The 17,203-nt window shown below is 64.6% G+C and carries 10 protein-coding genes; 7 read left to right on the top strand and 3 right to left on the bottom strand.

Annotated elements, in window-relative coordinates; genetic code table 11:
* Positions 1-6 precede the first annotated feature (6 nt).
* The 6 genes from treZ to ACF8FG_RS15060 all read left to right on the top strand — a co-directional run bounded on the left by treZ (position 7) and on the right by ACF8FG_RS15060 (position 10,070).
* On the top strand, positions 7-1,749 hold the full coding sequence (gene treZ, locus ACF8FG_RS15085; RefSeq protein WP_019437012.1) for a malto-oligosyltrehalose trehalohydrolase: 1,743 nt from the start codon (positions 7-9) through the stop codon (positions 1,747-1,749).
* On the top strand, positions 1,746-3,815 hold the full coding sequence (gene malQ / locus ACF8FG_RS15080; RefSeq protein WP_318078977.1) for a 4-alpha-glucanotransferase: 2,070 nt from the start codon (positions 1,746-1,748) through the stop codon (positions 3,813-3,815). The genes treZ and malQ overlap by 4 nt, the downstream gene beginning before the upstream one ends.
* Positions 3,812-6,583 (top strand): malto-oligosyltrehalose synthase, encoded by a 2,772-nt coding sequence (locus ACF8FG_RS15075; protein WP_014590347.1) that lies wholly within the window; start codon positions 3,812-3,814, stop codon positions 6,581-6,583. Before malQ ends, ACF8FG_RS15075 begins: the two co-directional genes overlap by 4 nt.
* Before the next feature lie 14 nt (positions 6,584-6,597).
* Positions 6,598-6,864: a DUF2934 domain-containing protein gene (locus tag ACF8FG_RS15070; protein ID WP_019437010.1), complete on the top strand. Its 267-nt coding sequence runs from the start codon at positions 6,598-6,600 to the stop codon at positions 6,862-6,864.
* Positions 6,865-7,000: 136 nt separating this feature from the next.
* Positions 7,001-9,154, top strand: coding sequence for a glycogen debranching protein GlgX (gene glgX, locus ACF8FG_RS15065; RefSeq protein WP_019437494.1), 2,154 nt, complete (start codon positions 7,001-7,003; stop codon positions 9,152-9,154).
* Between the two features lie 121 nt (positions 9,155-9,275).
* The gene (locus tag ACF8FG_RS15060; RefSeq protein ID WP_003251297.1) at positions 9,276-10,070 is read left to right on the top strand and encodes an endonuclease/exonuclease/phosphatase family protein; all 795 of its coding nucleotides are present in this window, start codon (positions 9,276-9,278) and stop codon (positions 10,068-10,070) included.
* A 3-nt stretch (positions 10,071-10,073) separates the two neighbouring features.
* Here the strand turns inward: ACF8FG_RS15060 and ACF8FG_RS15055 are convergent, their stop codons facing one another.
* Positions 10,074-10,199, bottom strand: coding sequence for a hypothetical protein (locus ACF8FG_RS15055; protein ID WP_256677223.1), 126 nt, complete (start codon positions 10,197-10,199; stop codon positions 10,074-10,076).
* Positions 10,200-10,387: 188 nt separating this feature from the next.
* Between ACF8FG_RS15055 and ACF8FG_RS15050 the strand changes: the two genes are divergently transcribed.
* Entirely contained in the window at positions 10,388-11,464 is a 1,077-nt protein-coding gene (locus ACF8FG_RS15050; RefSeq protein WP_014590343.1) for an autotransporter outer membrane beta-barrel domain-containing protein, read from the top strand.
* Positions 11,465-11,571: 107 nt separating this feature from the next.
* On the opposite strand, the gene glgB is transcribed toward ACF8FG_RS15050, so the two are convergent.
* Positions 11,572-13,782, bottom strand: a complete 2,211-nt coding sequence (gene glgB, locus ACF8FG_RS15045; RefSeq protein WP_014590342.1) for a 1,4-alpha-glucan branching protein GlgB — start codon at positions 13,780-13,782, stop codon at positions 11,572-11,574.
* Positions 13,779-17,108, bottom strand: a complete 3,330-nt coding sequence (treS, locus tag ACF8FG_RS15040; protein ID WP_019438081.1) for a maltose alpha-D-glucosyltransferase — start codon at positions 17,106-17,108, stop codon at positions 13,779-13,781. The genes glgB and treS overlap by 4 nt, the downstream gene beginning before the upstream one ends.
* Positions 17,109-17,203 lie beyond the last annotated feature (95 nt).

Below are 17,203 nucleotides of genomic sequence, written 5' to 3'. Positions count from 1 at the left end.
CGGAAGATGCACAGACATGGCGCACACTTGCTGGACGCCACGTCGGCGCGCTTCGCCCTCTGGGCGCCGGATGCGCGCAGCGTGAGCGTAGAACTGGAGCGGCAGCCGGCCATCGAACTGCTGCCGGATGATGAGGGTTGGTACAGCGGCGTGGCGCCATGCCAGGCCGGTGACCGTTACCACTACCGTATCGACGGTGAGCTGCAGGTGGCCGACCCTGCCTCGCGCTATCAGCCCGACGGCGTACACGGGCCAAGCCAGGTAGTGGATGTGGCCGGTTACGCCTGGCAACACCCGTGGCAAGGCCGACCTTGGCATGAGGCCGTGATCCAGGAGGTGCATGTCGGCCTGCTCGGGGGTTACGCCGGGGTTGCCCGGGAACTGCCGCGTCTGGCCGAACTGGGCATCAGCGCGATCGAGTTGATGCCGCTGGGGCAGTTTCCCGGAGAACGCAACTGGGGCTACGACGGCGTACTGCCATACGCCCCACAGAATACCTACGGCCGCCCCGAGCAGCTGTGCGCACTGGTCGACCAGGCCCACGGCCACGGGCTGATGGTGCTGGTCGATGTGGTGTACAACCACTTCGGACCCGACGGCAATTACCTGCACCATTACGCCAGCCCTTTCTTCCGTGAAGACCGGCAGACACCCTGGGGCGCGGCCATCGACTTTCGCCGCCCGCAGGTGCGCGAGTACTTTATCCAGAACGCCCTGATGTGGCTGTGCGACTACTGCTGCGACGGCCTGCGCCTGGATGCCGTGCATGCCATCGACCAGCCCGACTTCCTGATCGAGCTGGCCCAACGGGTGCGCGCCGCCGTAGAACCGGGCCGGCACGTGTGGCTGGTGCTGGAGAACGAGCACAACCAGGCGGGCCTGCTGGAACAGGGTTACGACGCCCAGTGGAACGATGACGGCCACAATGCCCTGCACGTGCTGCTGACCGGTGAAACCGAAGGTTACTATGCCGACTACCAGCATCGCCCCATCGACCAACTGGCACGGTGCCTTGGCGAAGGTTTCGTGTTCCAGGGCCAGGCCAACCGGCATGGCAAACCACGCGGCGAACCCAGCGGGCATTTGCCGCCCAGCGCCTTCGTGTTGTTCCTGCAGAACCACGACCAGATCGGCAACCGCGCGCTGGGTGAGCGCCTGACCCGGCTGTGCCCCGTGCCAGCCTTGCGTGCAGCCACCGGCCTGTTGCTGCTGACACCCATGATTCCGCTGCTGTTCATGGGCGACGAAGCCGGCAGCTGCCAGCCGTTCCTGTTTTTTACCGACTTCCATGACGCGTTGGCCGACGCCGTCCGCGAAGGCCGTCGTGGCGAGTTCGCCCACTTCGCCGCGTTCGCCGACCCCAAGCAGCGTGAGCACATTCCCGACCCCAACGCCGAACAGACCTTCGCCTCTTCACGCCCGCAGAACAAGGCGGTGATCGCCGGCTGGCACGGCCTTTACCAGCAACTGCTCGACCTGCGCCGCCGCCACGTCATCCCGCACTTGCCCGGCAGCCGTGCGCTGGGCGCCGAGGTGCACGCAGACAAAGCGCTGACCGCGCGCTGGCGGCTGGGCAATGGCAACACACTGCGCATCGACCTGAACCTGGCCGACACCCCGCAGGCGGTCGAACTGCCCGCGCCATCCACACGGCTGTTCGACAGCAGCGACACCCGCCACCCGGATACCCACCTGGCTGCCTACAGCTGCGTGGTCAGCCTGCTTCCCCCTGCCCTGGAGCGCCCATGAGCGAAACCGCCTTGCACCGTCTGGCAACCAGCGTCGGGCTGAGCCGCGACTGGATTGACGCCAATGCCAGGCCCCAGCGTGTCAGCGACGACGTGCTGCGCAGCATCCTCGAAGGCCTTGGCCACCCGGCCGGCGATGACGCGGACGTTGCCGCCAGCCTGCGTGCGGTGGAAACCGCCGAAGACAGCGAACACCTGCCGCCCTTGCTGACCGCCGACCTAGGCCAGCCGCTGGCGCTGTCGCGCTACTTCAGTGCCGCCAGCGTGGCCCACTGCACCCTGGAAGATCACACCTCGGTCACCCTCAGCCTCGATGACCAGGCGCGCCTGCCCGGCGAGCTGCCCATCGGCTATCACCAGGTGGAAATCGACAGCCGCCGCTTCACCGTGGCGGTGGCGCCAACACGCTGCCACAGCCTGGAAGACAAGGTGCAACAGCCGCCACCACGCTGCTGGGGCCTGGCAGTGCAGCTGTACAGCCTGCGCCGCCCCGGCGATGGTGGCTTCGGCGACTGCCTGGCGCTGGAGCAGTTGGCCCGCTCGGCCGCCGAGCGCGGCGCCGATGCCTTGGCTATCAGCCCGATTCACGCCCTGTCGGCCATCGACCAGGAACACTACAGCCCCTACTCACCTTCCAGTCGCCTGCTGCTCAACACCCTGTACACCAGCCCCGCGGCCCTGCTGGGTGAACGGGAGGTGCGCATGGCCATCGAAGCCTGCGGGCTGGAGCAACAACTCGAAGAGCTGGAGCAACGCCCTCTGGTCGACTGGCCGCGCGCCGCCAGCGCCCGGCTGCGTTTGCTTGAAGCGCTTTACCAAGGCTTCAGCCAAGGCGACCACCCGCTACGCACTGATTTTGACAGCTTCCGCGAAGCCGGCGGCCAGACCCTGGAGCACCACTGCCGCTTCGAGGTGCTGCAGGCCCAGGCGGTGGAGCACGGCCTCGGTGCCGACTGGCGCAACTGGCCCAAAGCCTGGCATGACCCCTACCACCCGGAAGTGGAGGCTTTAGCCAATGCCTACCCGGCCAAGGTCGAGTTCCACGCGTTCTGCCAGTGGCTGACCGAACGTGGCCTGCAACGTGCCCACGAAGCGGCCCGCAGCAACGGCATGGCCGTGGGCCTGATCGCCGACCTGGCGGTGGGTGCCGACGGTGCCGGCAGCCAGGCCTGGAGCCGCCAGGACGAACTGCTGGCCGGCCTGAGCGTGGGTGCGCCGCCCGACATCCTCAACCACGTCGGGCAGGATTGGGGCATTTGCGCCTTCTCGCCCGAGGGCCTCAAGCGCAATGGCTATCGCGCCTTCATCGAGATGCTTCGGGCCAACCTCGCCCACGCTGGCGGCCTGCGCATCGACCATGTGATGGGCCTGCGCCGGCTATGGCTGATCCCGCAGGGGGCCAAACCCAGCGAGGGCGCCTACCTCGACTACCCGCTAGACGACCTGTTGCGCCTGCTGGCGCTGGAGTCGGTGCGTCACCAGGCGATCATCCTCGGCGAAGACCTGGGCACCGTGCCCGACAGCTTGCGCGAAAAGCTGGCCGAGAAAGCGGTGCTGGGCATGCGCGTGCTGCCCTTCGAGCAGACCCAGCCGGGCCAGTTCAAGCCCATTCTCGACTGGCCAGACAATGCCCTGGCCACAACCGGCACCCACGACCTGGCGCCACTGGCAGGCTGGCTGGCAAACCGCGACATCGACTGGAGACACCGTTTGCAACTGATTGATGCTGCTGCCGAATTGCACTGGCGACACGAGCGTCAGAAAGAACGCGATGGCCTGCGCCGCATCCTGGAGGCCAACTACGGCGAACTGAAGGACAACGACGCGCTGATCGATGCGGCCATCCGCTTCGTTGGCCATACCCGTGCGCCGCTGGTGCTGGTTCCACTGGAAGACCTGCTGGGCTGCGACGAGCAACCCAACCTGCCGGGCACCACCAATGGCCATCCCAACTGGCGGCGGCGCTTTGCCCGCCCCGTACGCGAACTGCTCGACGACGAGGATGCCGCACGGCGCCTGGAGCTGCTGGCCCAGGCCCGTGAACAGGCGTGGGAGCGCGACCGATGAAGCCACTGACCGCGACCCTGCGCCTGCAATTTCACAGCGACTTCACCCTCGATCACGCCGTACCGCTGGTGCCATATTTCGCCCAGCTGGGCATCAGCCACCTGTATGCCTCGCCCATCCTCAAGGCCCGCGCTGGCTCGCGCCATGGCTACGACGTGGTCGATCCTACCTGCGTCAACCCGGAGCTGGGCGGCGAGGCCGCGCTGGAGCGCCTGGTCGCCGCCCTGCGCCAGCATGGCATGGGGCTGATCCTCGACACGGTGTCCAACCACATGGCCGTGGGCGGTGCCGACAACCCCTGGTGGCAAAGCCTGCTGGCCTGGGGACGGCGCAGCCCGTATGCCGAGTTCTTCGACATCCAGTGGCACTCCAGCGACCCGCTGCTGGCCGGGCAACTGCTGTTGCCGTTCCTTGGCAGCGACTACGGCGTGGCGCTCAAGAATGGTGAAATACCGCTGCAGTTCGACAAACAGCAGGGGCTGCTGCAAGTGGCCCACTACGCGCATCGTTTCCCGATCTGCCCGGTCGATTACGGCTGGATTCTCGCGCTCAGCCCAGAGCCTGCGCTTAAGGCTCTGGCCGAACGTTTCACTGCTTTGGGCGACTCGGCCACCCCGCTGGCCGATAGCCTACCGCTACAAGCCGAACTGGCACGTCTGGTGCGCGAAGGTGCCGACCTCGAATCGGCCCTGGTGGCCTTCGACAGCCGCAGCGAGGCCGGTTTCAAGCGCCTGCACCTGCTGCTGGAGCGCCAGACTTACCGCCTGGCCAGCTGGCGCACCGCCGCCGACGACATCAACTGGCGGCGCTTCTTCGACATCAACGAATTGGGCGGCCTGCGCGTGGAGCGCGCCGTGGTGTTCGAAGCCACCCATGCCAAGCTGTTCGAACTCATCGAACGCGGCCTGGTGGACGGCCTGCGCATCGACCATATAGACGGCCTTGCCGACCCGCGTGGCTACTGCCGCAAACTGCGCCGGCGGGTTGATAGCCTGCTGGCGCGGCGGCCGCTGGATGCAGGGCTGGAGCACTTCCCTCTGTACGTGGAAAAGATCCTGGGTGCCGACGAGCACCTGCACCGCGACTGGCTTACCGACGGCACCACTGGCTACGAGTTCATGAACCAGGTGTCGCTGCTGCAGCATGATCCGGCCGGCGAAGCGCCGCTGAGCGAACTGTGGAGCAACGTCAGCGAGCGCCCGGCGTTCACCGAAGAAGTGCGCCAGGCCCGTCACCTGGTGCTCAACGCCAGCCTGGCCGGTGACTGCGAATCGGTGGCCCAGGCACTGTTGCAGGTCGCGCGCAACGACCTGATGACCCGTGACCTGACCCTGGGCGCGATTCGCCGGGCCTTGCAGGCGTTGGTGGCGCATTACCCGGTTTACCGAACCTACTTCAATGCCTGCGGGCGCCCGGCGCAGGACGAAACGTTCTTCCAGCAGGCCCTGACCAACGCACGGCAAGACCTTGCCGAAGCTGACTGGCCGCTACTGGACCAACTTGAACGGTGGCTGGGCGGGCAAGCCTGGCGGCATCTACCACCGGGGCGCGCCCGCAAGCAACTGCGCCACGCCTGCGTGCGCTTCCAGCAACTGACAGCGCCCAGCGCCGCCAAAGCCGTGGAAGACACCGCCTTCTACCGCAGCGCGCGGCTGCTGTCGCGTAACGACGTGGGTTTCGAGGCCGAGCGCTTCAGCGCCCCGACCATGCATTTCCACAACGAGGCCCAGCGGCGCCTGCGCGATTTCCCCGACAACCTGCTGACCACCGCCACCCACGACCACAAGCGCGGCGAAGACACGCGGGCACGCCTGGCTGTACTCAGCGAGCGCGGCACGTGGCTGGCCAGCCGGGTGGAGCACTGGCGTGAGCTGGCCGCCCCCCTGCGCGCGCAGTTGGACGACGGGCTGGCACCCAGCCCCGGCGACGAGTTGATGCTGCTACAAACCCTGCTCGGCAGTTGGCCGTTGGACCTCGACCTGAACGACGACAATGCCCTGCGCCAATACGCCGAGCGTGTTCGCCAGTGGCAGCAGAAGGCCCTGCGCGAGGGCAAGCTGCGCAGTAGCTGGAGTGCACCGAACGAGGCCTACGAAGGCGCCTGTGCTCATTACCTCGACGGCCTGCTGCTGGACAGCGAGAACCAGCAACTGCGCAAGTCACTGGCCGACGCGGCGCAGCTGCTGGCCTGCCCCGGCGCACTCAATGGCTTGGTCCAGGCCCTGTTGCGCATGACCACACCCGGTGTGCCCGACCTGTACCAAGGTAACGAATACTGGGACTTCAGCCTGGTCGACCCGGACAACCGCCGCGCCGTGGACTACGCTTCGAGGCGTCGCACGCTGGACGACACGCCGGCAGCCGAGCTGCTGGCGCAATGGCGTGACGGCCGTGTCAAGCAGGCCTTGATCGCCCGCGTGCTGGACTGCCGCCAGGCCCATGCCGAGCTGTTCCGCCGCGGTGCCTACCTGCCACTGACCGTACAGGGCCGGCACGCTGACAAGGTCATTGCCTTTGCTCGCCTGGGGGAAGGCGAGCACGCCATCGTCGTCGCCCCCCGCCTGGCCAGCAGCCTGCTCGGAGGTGCCGCTACACCGTTGATCCCGGCGCAGAACTGGGACGACACCCGGCTGGTATTGCCGTTTGCCTTGTCACCTGCCAACTCGACGGGACTTTTCGCTTGTGCGGCGGTCAGCTCTTCAAAGGAGTTGCCGTTGAGCGCCGTGCTGGCGGAGTTTCCGGTCAATGTGTTGATACAAAAATCTTGAGCATCAGGAGCGTCATGATGAGTGTCGATGAAAAGCGTATTCGCGAATTTGCCTACCAGATCTGGGAATCCGAAGGTAAGCCCGTAGGGGAGGAAGAACGCCACTGGGAAATGGCCCGCAAGCTGGCCGAGGCCGAAGCGCTGGCGCCCAAGGCAGCCCCGCGCAAGAAAGCAGCGGCCAAGCCGAAGCCGCCTGCCGAACCCAAGGCGGCTGCCCTGCCGGGGGTTAAACCCGCTGCAGCGAAAAAGCCCCGGGCGGTGAAAAAGCCTACTGCCAGTTAAACCTGTCCTGGCCTCTTCGCGGGTAAACCCGCTCCTACAGGTTCATCACAGGTGCATGCAGGAGCGGGTTTACCCGCGAAGAGGCCCATGCAGGACAGCCCGATTCCCCTTCCATCACGGCCACTCGAGGATCGTCATGAGCCCCCGCACCCCAAAGAAAACCCGCTCGGTCGCACCATCGCGCATCCGCGAAGGCATGCCCTTCCCCCTCGGCGCCACCTGGGATGGCCTTGGGGTCAACTTCGCCCTCTTCTCGGCCAACGCCACCAAGGTCGAGCTGTGCCTGTTCGACTCCACCGGCGAACAGGAAATCGAGCGCATAGAGCTGCCCGAATACACCGATGAGATCTACCATGGCTACCTCCCCGACGCTCACCCCGGCCTGGTCTATGGCTACCGGGTGTATGGCCCCTACGAGCCGGAAAACGGCCACCGCTTCAACCCCAACAAACTGCTGATCGACCCGTACGCCAAGCAACTGGTCGGCAGCCTGAAATGGTCCGAGGCACTGTTCGGCTACACCATCGGCCACCCCGACGGTGACCTGTCGTTCGACGAGCGCGACAGCGCGCCTTTCGTGCCCAAATGCAAAGTCATCGACCCGGCGTTCACCTGGGGCCGCGACCAGCGCGTGCAGATCCCATGGGAGCGCACGATCATCTATGAAGCGCATGCCCGCGGCATCAGCATGCGCCACCCGGCTGTGCCTGAAAAACTGCGCGGCACCTTCGCAGGCCTGGCCAACGACGAGTTGCTCAAACACATCAAGGACCTTGGCGTGTCGAGCATCGAGCTGCTGCCGATTCACGCCTTCGTCAACGACCAGCACCTGCTGGACAAGGGCCTGAACAACTACTGGGGCTACAACAGCATCGCCTTTTTCGCCCCACACCCGCGCTACCTGGCCAGCGGCAAGATCGCCGAGTTCAAGGAGATGGTCGCGCACCTGCACGACGCCGGGCTCGAGGTGATCCTGGACGTGGTCTACAACCACACCGCCGAAGGCAACGAACGCGGCCCGACCCTGTCGATGCGCGGCATCGACAACGCCTCGTACTACCGCCTGATGCCGGACGACAAGCGCTACTACATCAACGACTCCGGCACCGGCAACACCCTGGACCTGAGCCACCCCTGCGTGCTGCAGTTGGTTACCGACTCGCTTCGCTACTGGGCCGGCGAAATGCACGTGGATGGCTTTCGCTTCGACCTGGCGACCATCCTTGGCCGTTACCACGATGGCTACAGCGAGCGTCATGGCTTCCTGGTCGCCTGCCGCCAGGACCCGATGCTGAGCCAGGTCAAGCTGATTGCCGAACCATGGGACTGCGGCCCCGGCGGCTACCAGGTAGGCAACTTCGCCCCGGGCTGGGCGGAATGGAACGACCGCTTCCGCGATACCGCACGCGCCTTCTGGAAAGGTGACGAAGGCCAGTTGGCCGATTTTGCCGCCCGCTTGACCGCCTCGGGCGACATGTTCAACAACCGCGGGCGCCGGCCCTATTCCTCGGTCAACTTCATCACCGCCCACGATGGTTTCACCCTGCGCGACCTGGTGTCCTACAACCACAAGCACAACGAAGACAACGACGAAAATAACCAGGACGGCACCGACAACAACCTGTCCTGGAACTGCGGCGTCGAAGGGCCGACCGACGACCCGGGGATCAATGCCCTGCGCATGCGCCAGATGCGCAACTACTTCGCCACCCTGCTGCTGGCCCAGGGCACGCCAATGATCGTTGCAGGTGACGAATTCAGCCGCACCCAGCACGGCAACAACAATGCCTACTGCCAGGACAGCGAGATCGGCTGGGTGAACTGGGACCTGGACGAGGAAGGCCAGGAGCTGCTGGCTTTCGTCAAACGCCTGACCCGCCTGCGCCTGGCCTACCCGGTGCTGCGCCGGTCACGCTTCCTGGTGGGTGACTACAATGAGGCAATTGGGGTCAAGGACGTGACTTGGCTGGCTCCCGATGGCAACGAGATGAGTGTTGAGCAATGGGAAGACCCACACGGGCGTTGCCTGGGCATGCTGATAGATGGTCGGGCACAGGTCAGCGGTATTGCCCGGCCAGGTGCCGAGGCCACCGTGCTGCTGATCGTCAATGCCCACCATGACGTGGTGCCATTCAAGCTGCCGGCCGTGCCCGAAGGCGATTACTGGAGCTGCCTGGTCGATACCGACCGGCCGGAGTTGCGCAAGGGGCAGCACCTGCAGTTCGACAGTACCTTCGAGGTGAAGGGCCGATCGATGCTGCTGATGGTGTTGCAGCGCGACGATGAGTGAACCGTGATAACCCAGGCAGGTCTTACGTTTTGATCGCTACGCCATACCTGTGGGAGCGGGCATGCCCGCTGCCACAGGTTTTAGCGGCGACAGTAAGGCAGGGTTACTTTCAGGAGGATTTGTGAGCCTCGAAGCCGGCAGTAATGGTTTCGCCAGCGTCAGCCAGGCCCCAGCCGTGAAACGCCTGCGGGTACTGACGGTGAACACCCACAAGGGCTTCACCGCCTTCAACCGGCGCTTTATCTTGCCAGAGCTGCGCGAGGCTGTGCGCAGCACCCAGGCCGACATTGTCTTCCTTCAGGAAGTGCTAGGCAGCCACGACCGCCACGCCGCGCGCTATCCCGGCTGGCCACAGACCTCGCAGTACGAATTCCTCGCCGACAGCATGTGGAGCGACTTTGCCTATGGCCGCAACGCGGTCTACCCTGACGGCCACCACGGCAATGCGTTGCTGTCCAAATACCCGATCATCGAGCACCGCAACCTGGACGTGTCGATCACCGGCCCCGAACGCCGCGGCCTGTTGCACTGTGTGCTGGAGGTGCCGGGGCAAGGCCAGGTGCATGCGGTCTGCGTGCACCTGTCGTTGCTGGAAAGCCACCGGCAAAAGCAGCTGCAGTTGCTGCGTAAACTGCTGGACGCCCTGCCGGCCAACGCCCCGGTGATCATCGCCGGCGACTTCAACGACTGGAAAAGCCATGGCAACCGCACCCTTGGCCTGCAACGCGACTTGCACGAAGCCTTCGAACGCCACCACGGCCACCTCGCCCGCACCTATCCTGCCCGCCTGCCACTGCTGCGACTGGACCGCATTTACCTGCGTAATGCCGAAAGCCATGGGCCGCGGATTCTGGGGCACAAACCTTGGTCACACCTGTCAGATCACCTCCCGCTGGCCGTTGAAGTGCGACTTTAGCAATCATTCTTCATAGCCACGGCACGGCAAATAGCGATCCCCGCTATGCCCTGCTGTTTTTACCGATAAAACAACAGGTTGAGCGTTACGACGCACTTTGAACACTTCCTTCACGCTTTCTTGACGCAAGCGGCGACCTCTCCTTAGCTGAACAGTACCAAGCTGTAAAAAACTTGCGCCGGGCCTCTAGCTCGCGCCTTCGTGCGCGTTTGCGATAGCTGGCGTGCTGGTTTGGGTCGCCCACTGTTTTTGCCGTACAGCTCGTGACAACAGGCCAGGTCTCTCGGGCTGCACCACAAAAACAAAGGAGATCCGCCATGAAAAGCAACTCGAACCCCTTGCGCTTCGACGGCATTTTCTACGCGGTTTCCACGTCGCTGCTTCTGGCAACCCCGGTGGAAACGATCGCGTACGAACTGCAGGGTGACCCCACCTCCCCCAGCTTTCTGCAGCAACCCGTGGAGGCGCAACTGTCGCTCGACCCGCTCAGTGCCAGTGGGTTGAGTCTGGGCACCCTCAATGCGTTTTCGCAGCAGATGAGCGAACGCCACCAGCAGCCGGCACCCGACCTGATTGCCAGTCAGTGGGCGCAGTTCTTCCCCACCAGTGCGCGCGGCCGCGCGCTGCCCCCGGCACAGCTGGAGGCGCCCAGCCAGCAACTGATGATCGGCCCGGACCTGTTCGTGCGTGAAACAGCAGCAGGCGATGTGCACCGCGCTGGGATTTTCGTGGGGCACAACAACCTGCAAAGCAGCTTCAAAGGCGCGCGCCCTCTGCTGGGCGACAAGCAGCGCAAAGCGGTGAACCTGAGCGGTGAAAGCCTGGGGGTGTACTGGAGCATGACCCATGAACAGGGTTGGCACCTGGATGCCGTGGCCATGGGCTCGCGGATCGACGTGATGGGCCGTGGCGAAAACGGCCAGCGCCTGGACGACAGTGGCCACGCAATGACCTTCTCGGTAGAGGGCGGTTACCCGATCCGCCTGGGTGGCAACTGGGTCATCGAGCCCCAGGCACAGTTGATCAACCAGCAGTTCTTCCCTGGCAACCAGGTGCAGGAAGAGACCTTGCAAGCCTTTGACAGCCAGCCGAGCTGGAGCGGCCGGGTCGGTGCCAAGTTGTCCGGGCGCTACGAAGTGCGCGGCATGCCCATCGAACCCTATGTGCGGACCAACGTGTGGTATGACTTCAGCAATGCCAATGAGGTGAAGCTGGACGAGGTCGACAAGATCTCCAGTTCGCGCTACTCGACCACGGTGGAGTTAGGCTTGGGGCTGGTGGCGCGGGTGACGCCTTCGGTTGCTTTGTTCGTCAGCGCCGATTACAGCAGTGATGTGGACGACAATGACCTGAACGGGCTGATCGGCAGCCTTGGGGTGCGGATGCGGTGGTAGGCAGGGCCGGCCTCTTCGCGGGTAAACCCGCTCCTACACGGGTCACCGCCGGGTGCGGTATGTGTAGGAGCGGGTTTACCCGCGAAGGGGCCAGCACAGCCAACCGATCAGGCGGGCTTCATGATCAACACCCCCAGCGGCGGCAGGTTCAGGGCCAGCGATAATGGCTGCCCGTGGCTGGCCACTGGCTCACTGGCCACTGCCCCCAGATTACCCACGTTCGACCCGGCATACAGCTCGGCATCACTGTTCAGCAACTCCTGCCAACGCTCGCCGAACGGCACGCCAATGCGGTAGCCCTCACGGGGTACCGGGGTGAAGTTGGCCACCACCAGCACCGGCTCGCCGCTGCTGCTCCAGCGCAGCCAGGCGTACACGCTGTTCTGTGCGTCGTCACCGATCAGCCACTGGAAGCCCTGCGGCTGGCAATCCTGCTCGTGCAGCGCCGGCACTTCGCGGTACAGGCGGTTGAGGTCACCCACCAGGCGCTGCACGCCCTGGTGCTCGGGATACTGCAGCAGGTACCAGTCCAGTTCGCTGTCGTGGTTCCACTCACGCCACTGGCCGAACTCGCAGCCCATGAACAGCAGCTTCTTGCCCGGGTGTGCCCACATGAAGGTGAGGTAGGCGCGCAGATTGGCGAACTTCTGCCAGCGGTCGCCGGGCATCTTGTCGATCAGCGAATGCTTGCCGTGCACCACCTCATCATGGGAAATGGGCAGGATGAAGTGCTCGGAATAGGCATAGATCAGCCCGAAGCTCATCTCGTTGTGGTGGTAGGTGCGGTGCACCGGGTCGTTCTGAATGTAGTGCAGGGTGTCGTGCATCCAGCCCATGTTCCACTTGTAGGCAAAACCCAGGCCGCCCTGTTGGGTAGGTTGACTGACCCCGGGCCAGGCGGTGGACTCTTCAGCGATGATCAGCGCGCCAGGGGCCTCGTGGGCAGCCACGCCGTTAAGGTGGCGGATGAAGTCGATGGCTTCCAGGTTCTCGCGCCCGCCGTGGCGGTTGGGTACCCATTCGCCAGCCTTGCGCGAGTAGTCGCGGTACAGCATCGAGGCCACCGCATCGACGCGCAGGCCGTCGATGTGGAAATGCTTCAACCAGTGCAGCGCCGAAGCCATCATGAAGCCGCGCACTTCATTGCGCCCGAGGTTGTAGATCAGCGTGTTCCAGTCCTGGTGGTAGCCCTCCAGGGGGTTGTCGTATTCGTAGAGCGCAGTGCCATCGAAGCGCGCCAGGCCATGTTCGTCGGTGGGAAAATGCGCCGGCACCCAGTCCAGCAGCACACCAATGCCTCCCTGGTGGCAGGCGTCGATGAACGCGGCGAAATCCTCGGCACTGCCATAGCGCGAGGTGGGCGCGAACATTGACAGTGGTTGATAGCCCCAGGAGCCGCCGAACGGGTGCTCCATGATCGGCAGCAGTTCGATGTGGGTAAAGCCCAGTTCCTGCACATAGGGCACCAGCCGCTCGGCCAGTTCGCGCCAATTGTAGAAACGCCCGATTTCCCCCGCTTCGTCCAGCTCGCAGCGCCATGACCCTGGGTGCAGCTCGTAGATCGACAACGGCGCGTTGTAGGCATGGCGCTGGGCGCGTTGCGCCATCCAGTCATGGTCCTGCCAGGCGTGGCTGAGTTCACCGGCTACCTTGGACGCCGTGCTCGGCGGCAGCTCGGTGGCACGGGCCAGCGGGTCGGCCTTCAGCGGCAGTATGCCGTCCTTGCCGAGTACTTCGAACTTGTAGGTTTCGCCCACGCCCAGACGCGGAATGAACAGCTCCCACACCCCGGCACCGTGGCGCAGGCGCATGGGGTGACGGCGGCCATCCCAGTTGTTGAAATCACCCACCACCGACACCCGCCGGGCATTCGGCGCCCAGACCGAGAAACACACGCCGTCGATGCCATCGACCTGAGTCGGCTGGGCACCGAAGCGCCCGGACAAATCGCGGTGATTGCCTTCCGCGAACAAGTGAAGGTCCATGTCTCCCAATTGCGGGCCAAAGCTGTAGGGGTCTTCGGTAACCTGCTCGCCACCGGCCCAGACGATGTGAAGCTGATAGGGCTGTGCCTTATCGAGGTGCGCGCTGAACAACCCGGGCAGGCTGCCCTGCTCCATTTCGGCAAGGACTCGCCCGTCCTCCCGGGCCTGAATGTGCACTTTCAGGGCATTGGGCAGAAAGGCGCGGACCAGCTGCCCGCCTGCGCCGTCGCCGTGGGGGCCGAGTACCGCAAAAGGATCGGCGTGTTCGGCGCGGGCCAGGGCGTCGAGGTCCCGTTGCCGAAGGCCACCGTTTTCACGCGTTGTAACGTTCATTCTGACTCTCCCCAGGTACTGATCAGTCCATGCAGACCATGCAAAGGCACGGCCAGCCAGCTCGGACGGTTTTCGGCTTCGTATGTAATCTCGTAGGCGGCTTTTTCCAGGCAGAACAGCTCCAGCGCCGCGCGCTCGCCCTCGGCGTGCTGCCAGGCGTGGGGCATGGCGGCAGTGGCCAGGCCATAGGCTTCGACAAAGGCATGCCGGGACTGGTGCAGGTACTGCCGGGCAACCCGCTGCCGGGCTTGCCGCGCCGGTTCGGAAAGGTCCACCGCAGACGCGCTGCGCAAGATCATCGCAGCAGCATAGTCGAAGGATCGCAGCACGCCGCTGACATCCTTGTAGGGGCTGTGTTTTGCCCGGCGCTCTTCAAGGGGCCGGGCGGGTTCGCCTTCAAAATCGATGAGGTAGGCATCCCCCTGCACCACCAGCACCTGGCCCAGATGCAGGTCGCCGTGTACACGCATCAGCAGGCCCCCCTGAGCCTGCTTGCTCAGGGTGTCGATGTGCTGGGCCAGGCCGTCACGCTGTTGCTGCAGGTCGTCGACCAAGGCCTGGCTGTCGCGGTCTAAGGTGTCACGGTGCTGGGCCAGCAGGTCGAGGGCGTGGGTCAGTTCAGTGCTGATCTGTACACACCAGCGCTCGCTGTCCTGCGCATCGCTGGGGCGCGGCTGGAAGGCCGGGTCTTCGGTGGGTGCGGCCAGCAGCAGGTGCATCTCGCCCAGGCGCTGGCCAAGCAAGGCCGCAAAGCCGCTGAGTTCGGCCAGGGCGTCAGTGTGCGCTTCGGCGTCGTTGCGGGTGGGCTCCATCTGGTCGCGGATGGCCCTTTCCAGCGTGTTCTGAGTCCAGCCCCAGGCGTCGCCCTGGTTACTCAGGTAACCTTGGGCAATCATCAGCAGGTGCGGCGCGTGTTGCTCGTCCACCCGGCTGACCCAGGCCAGCAGCGGCGAGATATTGGCAAAACCGGCGGCGGTCAGGTAGGCACTCATTTCCAGCTCTGGATGGATACCCGGGTTGACCCGGCGGATCAGCTTGAGCACCACGCGGTCGCCGATGACCACCGAACTGTTGGACTGCTCGGCGCTGAGGTAGCGCACTTCGCTCTCCTCGTCGAGCGCCAGGCCGGCCAGTTGCTCTGTGCATTCGAAGCGCAATTCACCCTCACCGTCCTCACCGTCGCCACACGGCAGACGCAGGCCATCCTGGCAGGCCTGCATCACGGCGTGAATGAACGGCTCGAGGACGAAGGCGTCTGTAATCAAGCCAACCTGGTGGGCACGGCGCACCCGCGACAACGCCAGCTGCTGCGGCAGCGCGGTATGAATCTGTTCCTCACGCAGCAGGCCGAACGGCAGCTGGTAGCGGGTGGCCGTGCCGTCACTGAGCACCTCGATTTCGCTGAGCAACACCGGCGTGGTGGCGGTGCCGAAACGCACGCCGTAACACAGGCGCACGGCATCGATCGGCCCTTCCTTGCCGGCGAACCAGCGGCGCTTGGGCAGGTACTGCGGCAGGATGGTGCTTTGCAGCGTATCGCTTGCGGGGGCTTGCAGCAGTTCTTCCATGCGCTTGCGCAGTACCAATGTGGTCAATTCGGGTAACCCCTCGGTGGGCTGGATGTGCCAGCTGGGCATGCGATCGCGGCTGGCCAGCAGGAACCAGTAGAACGCATAAGGTGGCAAGGTCAGCAGAAACGGCAGTTGGCCGATTGGCGGGAACGCGCTGCCACCCAGCATCTCCACCGGTACTTTGTCGGCGTATTGTGACAATTCGAGTTCGGCAGCCTGGGCGGCGCGGGACACGTTGGCCACGCAGAGGATGACCTCGGTATTGCCGTCGGCGTCGGTGTACTCGCGGATATAGGCAAGGATGCGCCGGTTGCTGGGTGTGAGGGTGCGCAGGCTGCCGCGACCAAAGGCCTTCTGCTGCTTGCGCACCGCCAGCATGCGCCGGGTCCAGTTCAGCAGCGAATGCGGATCGTGGCTTTGCGCCTCGACGTTGACGGTCTGGTAACCGTAGAGCGGGTCCATGATCGGCGGCAGCACCAGGCGCTGCGGGTCGGCGCGGGAAAAACCGCCGTTGCGGTCTGGCGACCACTGCATGGGTGTGCGAACGCCATCGCGGTCACCCAGATAGATATTGTCGCCCATACCCAGTTCGTCGCCGTAATACAGGGTTGGCGTGCCGGGCATCGACAACAGCAGGCTGGTCAGCAGCTCTATGCGCCGACGGTCACGCTGCAGCAGGGGCGCCAGGCGCCGGCGAATGCCTAGGTTGATGCGCGCTCGGCGGTCTTCGGCGTAATAGTTCCACAGGTAATCACGCTCGCGGTCGGTGACCATTTCCAAGGTCAGTTCATCATGGTTGCGCAAAAAGATCGCCCACTGGCAGTTGGCCGGGATTTCCGGGGTCTGGCGCAGGATGTCGGTGATAGGGAAGCGGTCTTCCATGGCCAAGGCCATGTACATGCGCGGCATCAACGGAAAGTGGAAGGCCATATGGCATTCGTCGCCGTCGCCCTCGCCGAAGTACGGGCGCGTGTCTTCCGGCCACTGGTTGGCTTCGGCCAGCAGCATGCGATCGGGGTAGTTGGCATCGATCTCGGCGCGGATCGCCTTGAGCACGTCGTGGGTTTCGACAAGGTTTTCGTTGTTGGTGCCGTCGCGCTCGATCAGGTAAGGGATCGCGTCCAGCCGCAGGCCATCTACACCCAGGTCCAGCCAGAAGCGCATGACGCCGATCACCGCCTTGAGCACCTGCGGGTTGTCGAAGTTGAGGTCCGGCTGGTGGGAGTAGAACCGGTGCCAGAAGTACTGGCCGGCGACCGGGTCCCAGGTCCAGTTGGACTTTTCGGTGTCGAGGAAGATGATGCGCGTGCCGTCGTACTTCTGGTCGTCGTCCGACCACACGTAGAACTCGCGCGCCTTGCTGCCGCGCTTGGCGTGGCGGGCGCGCTGGAACCACGGGTGCTGGTCGCTGGTGTGGTTGATGACCAGCTCGGTGATCACCCGCAGGCCGCGCTTGTGGGCCTCGGCGATGAAACGGCGGGCGTCGGCCATGCTGCCGTAGTCGGGGTGCACGGCCTTGTATTCGGCAATGTCGTAGCCGTCGTCACGGCGTGGCGAGGGATAGAACGGCAGCAGCCACAGGGTGTTGACGCCCAGCTCGGCGATATAGTCGAGCTTGCTGATCAGCCCGGCGAAGTCGCCGATGCCGTCATTGTTCGAGTCGAAGAACGACTTGATGTGCAGTTGGTAGATGACGGCGTCCTTGTACCACAGCGGGTCGTCGATGAAGGCTGCCGGGCGGGAACGCTTGGCCATGTGCGACTCCTTTCAATTGCATGCACAGACATCCGAGCTTGCTCGATCCCCCGTAGGAGCGGGTTTACCCGCGAAGATGACAGCGCGGTGCCGAG

Origin of the sequence: Pseudomonas sp. YQ_6 (assembly GCF_043103245.1) — a bacterium.
Lineage (GTDB): Bacteria > Pseudomonadota > Gammaproteobacteria > Pseudomonadales > Pseudomonadaceae > Aquipseudomonas > Aquipseudomonas alloputida.
The sequence above is the reverse complement of the archived record's forward strand: the minus strand, read 5'-3'. Positions and strand labels throughout refer to the sequence as shown.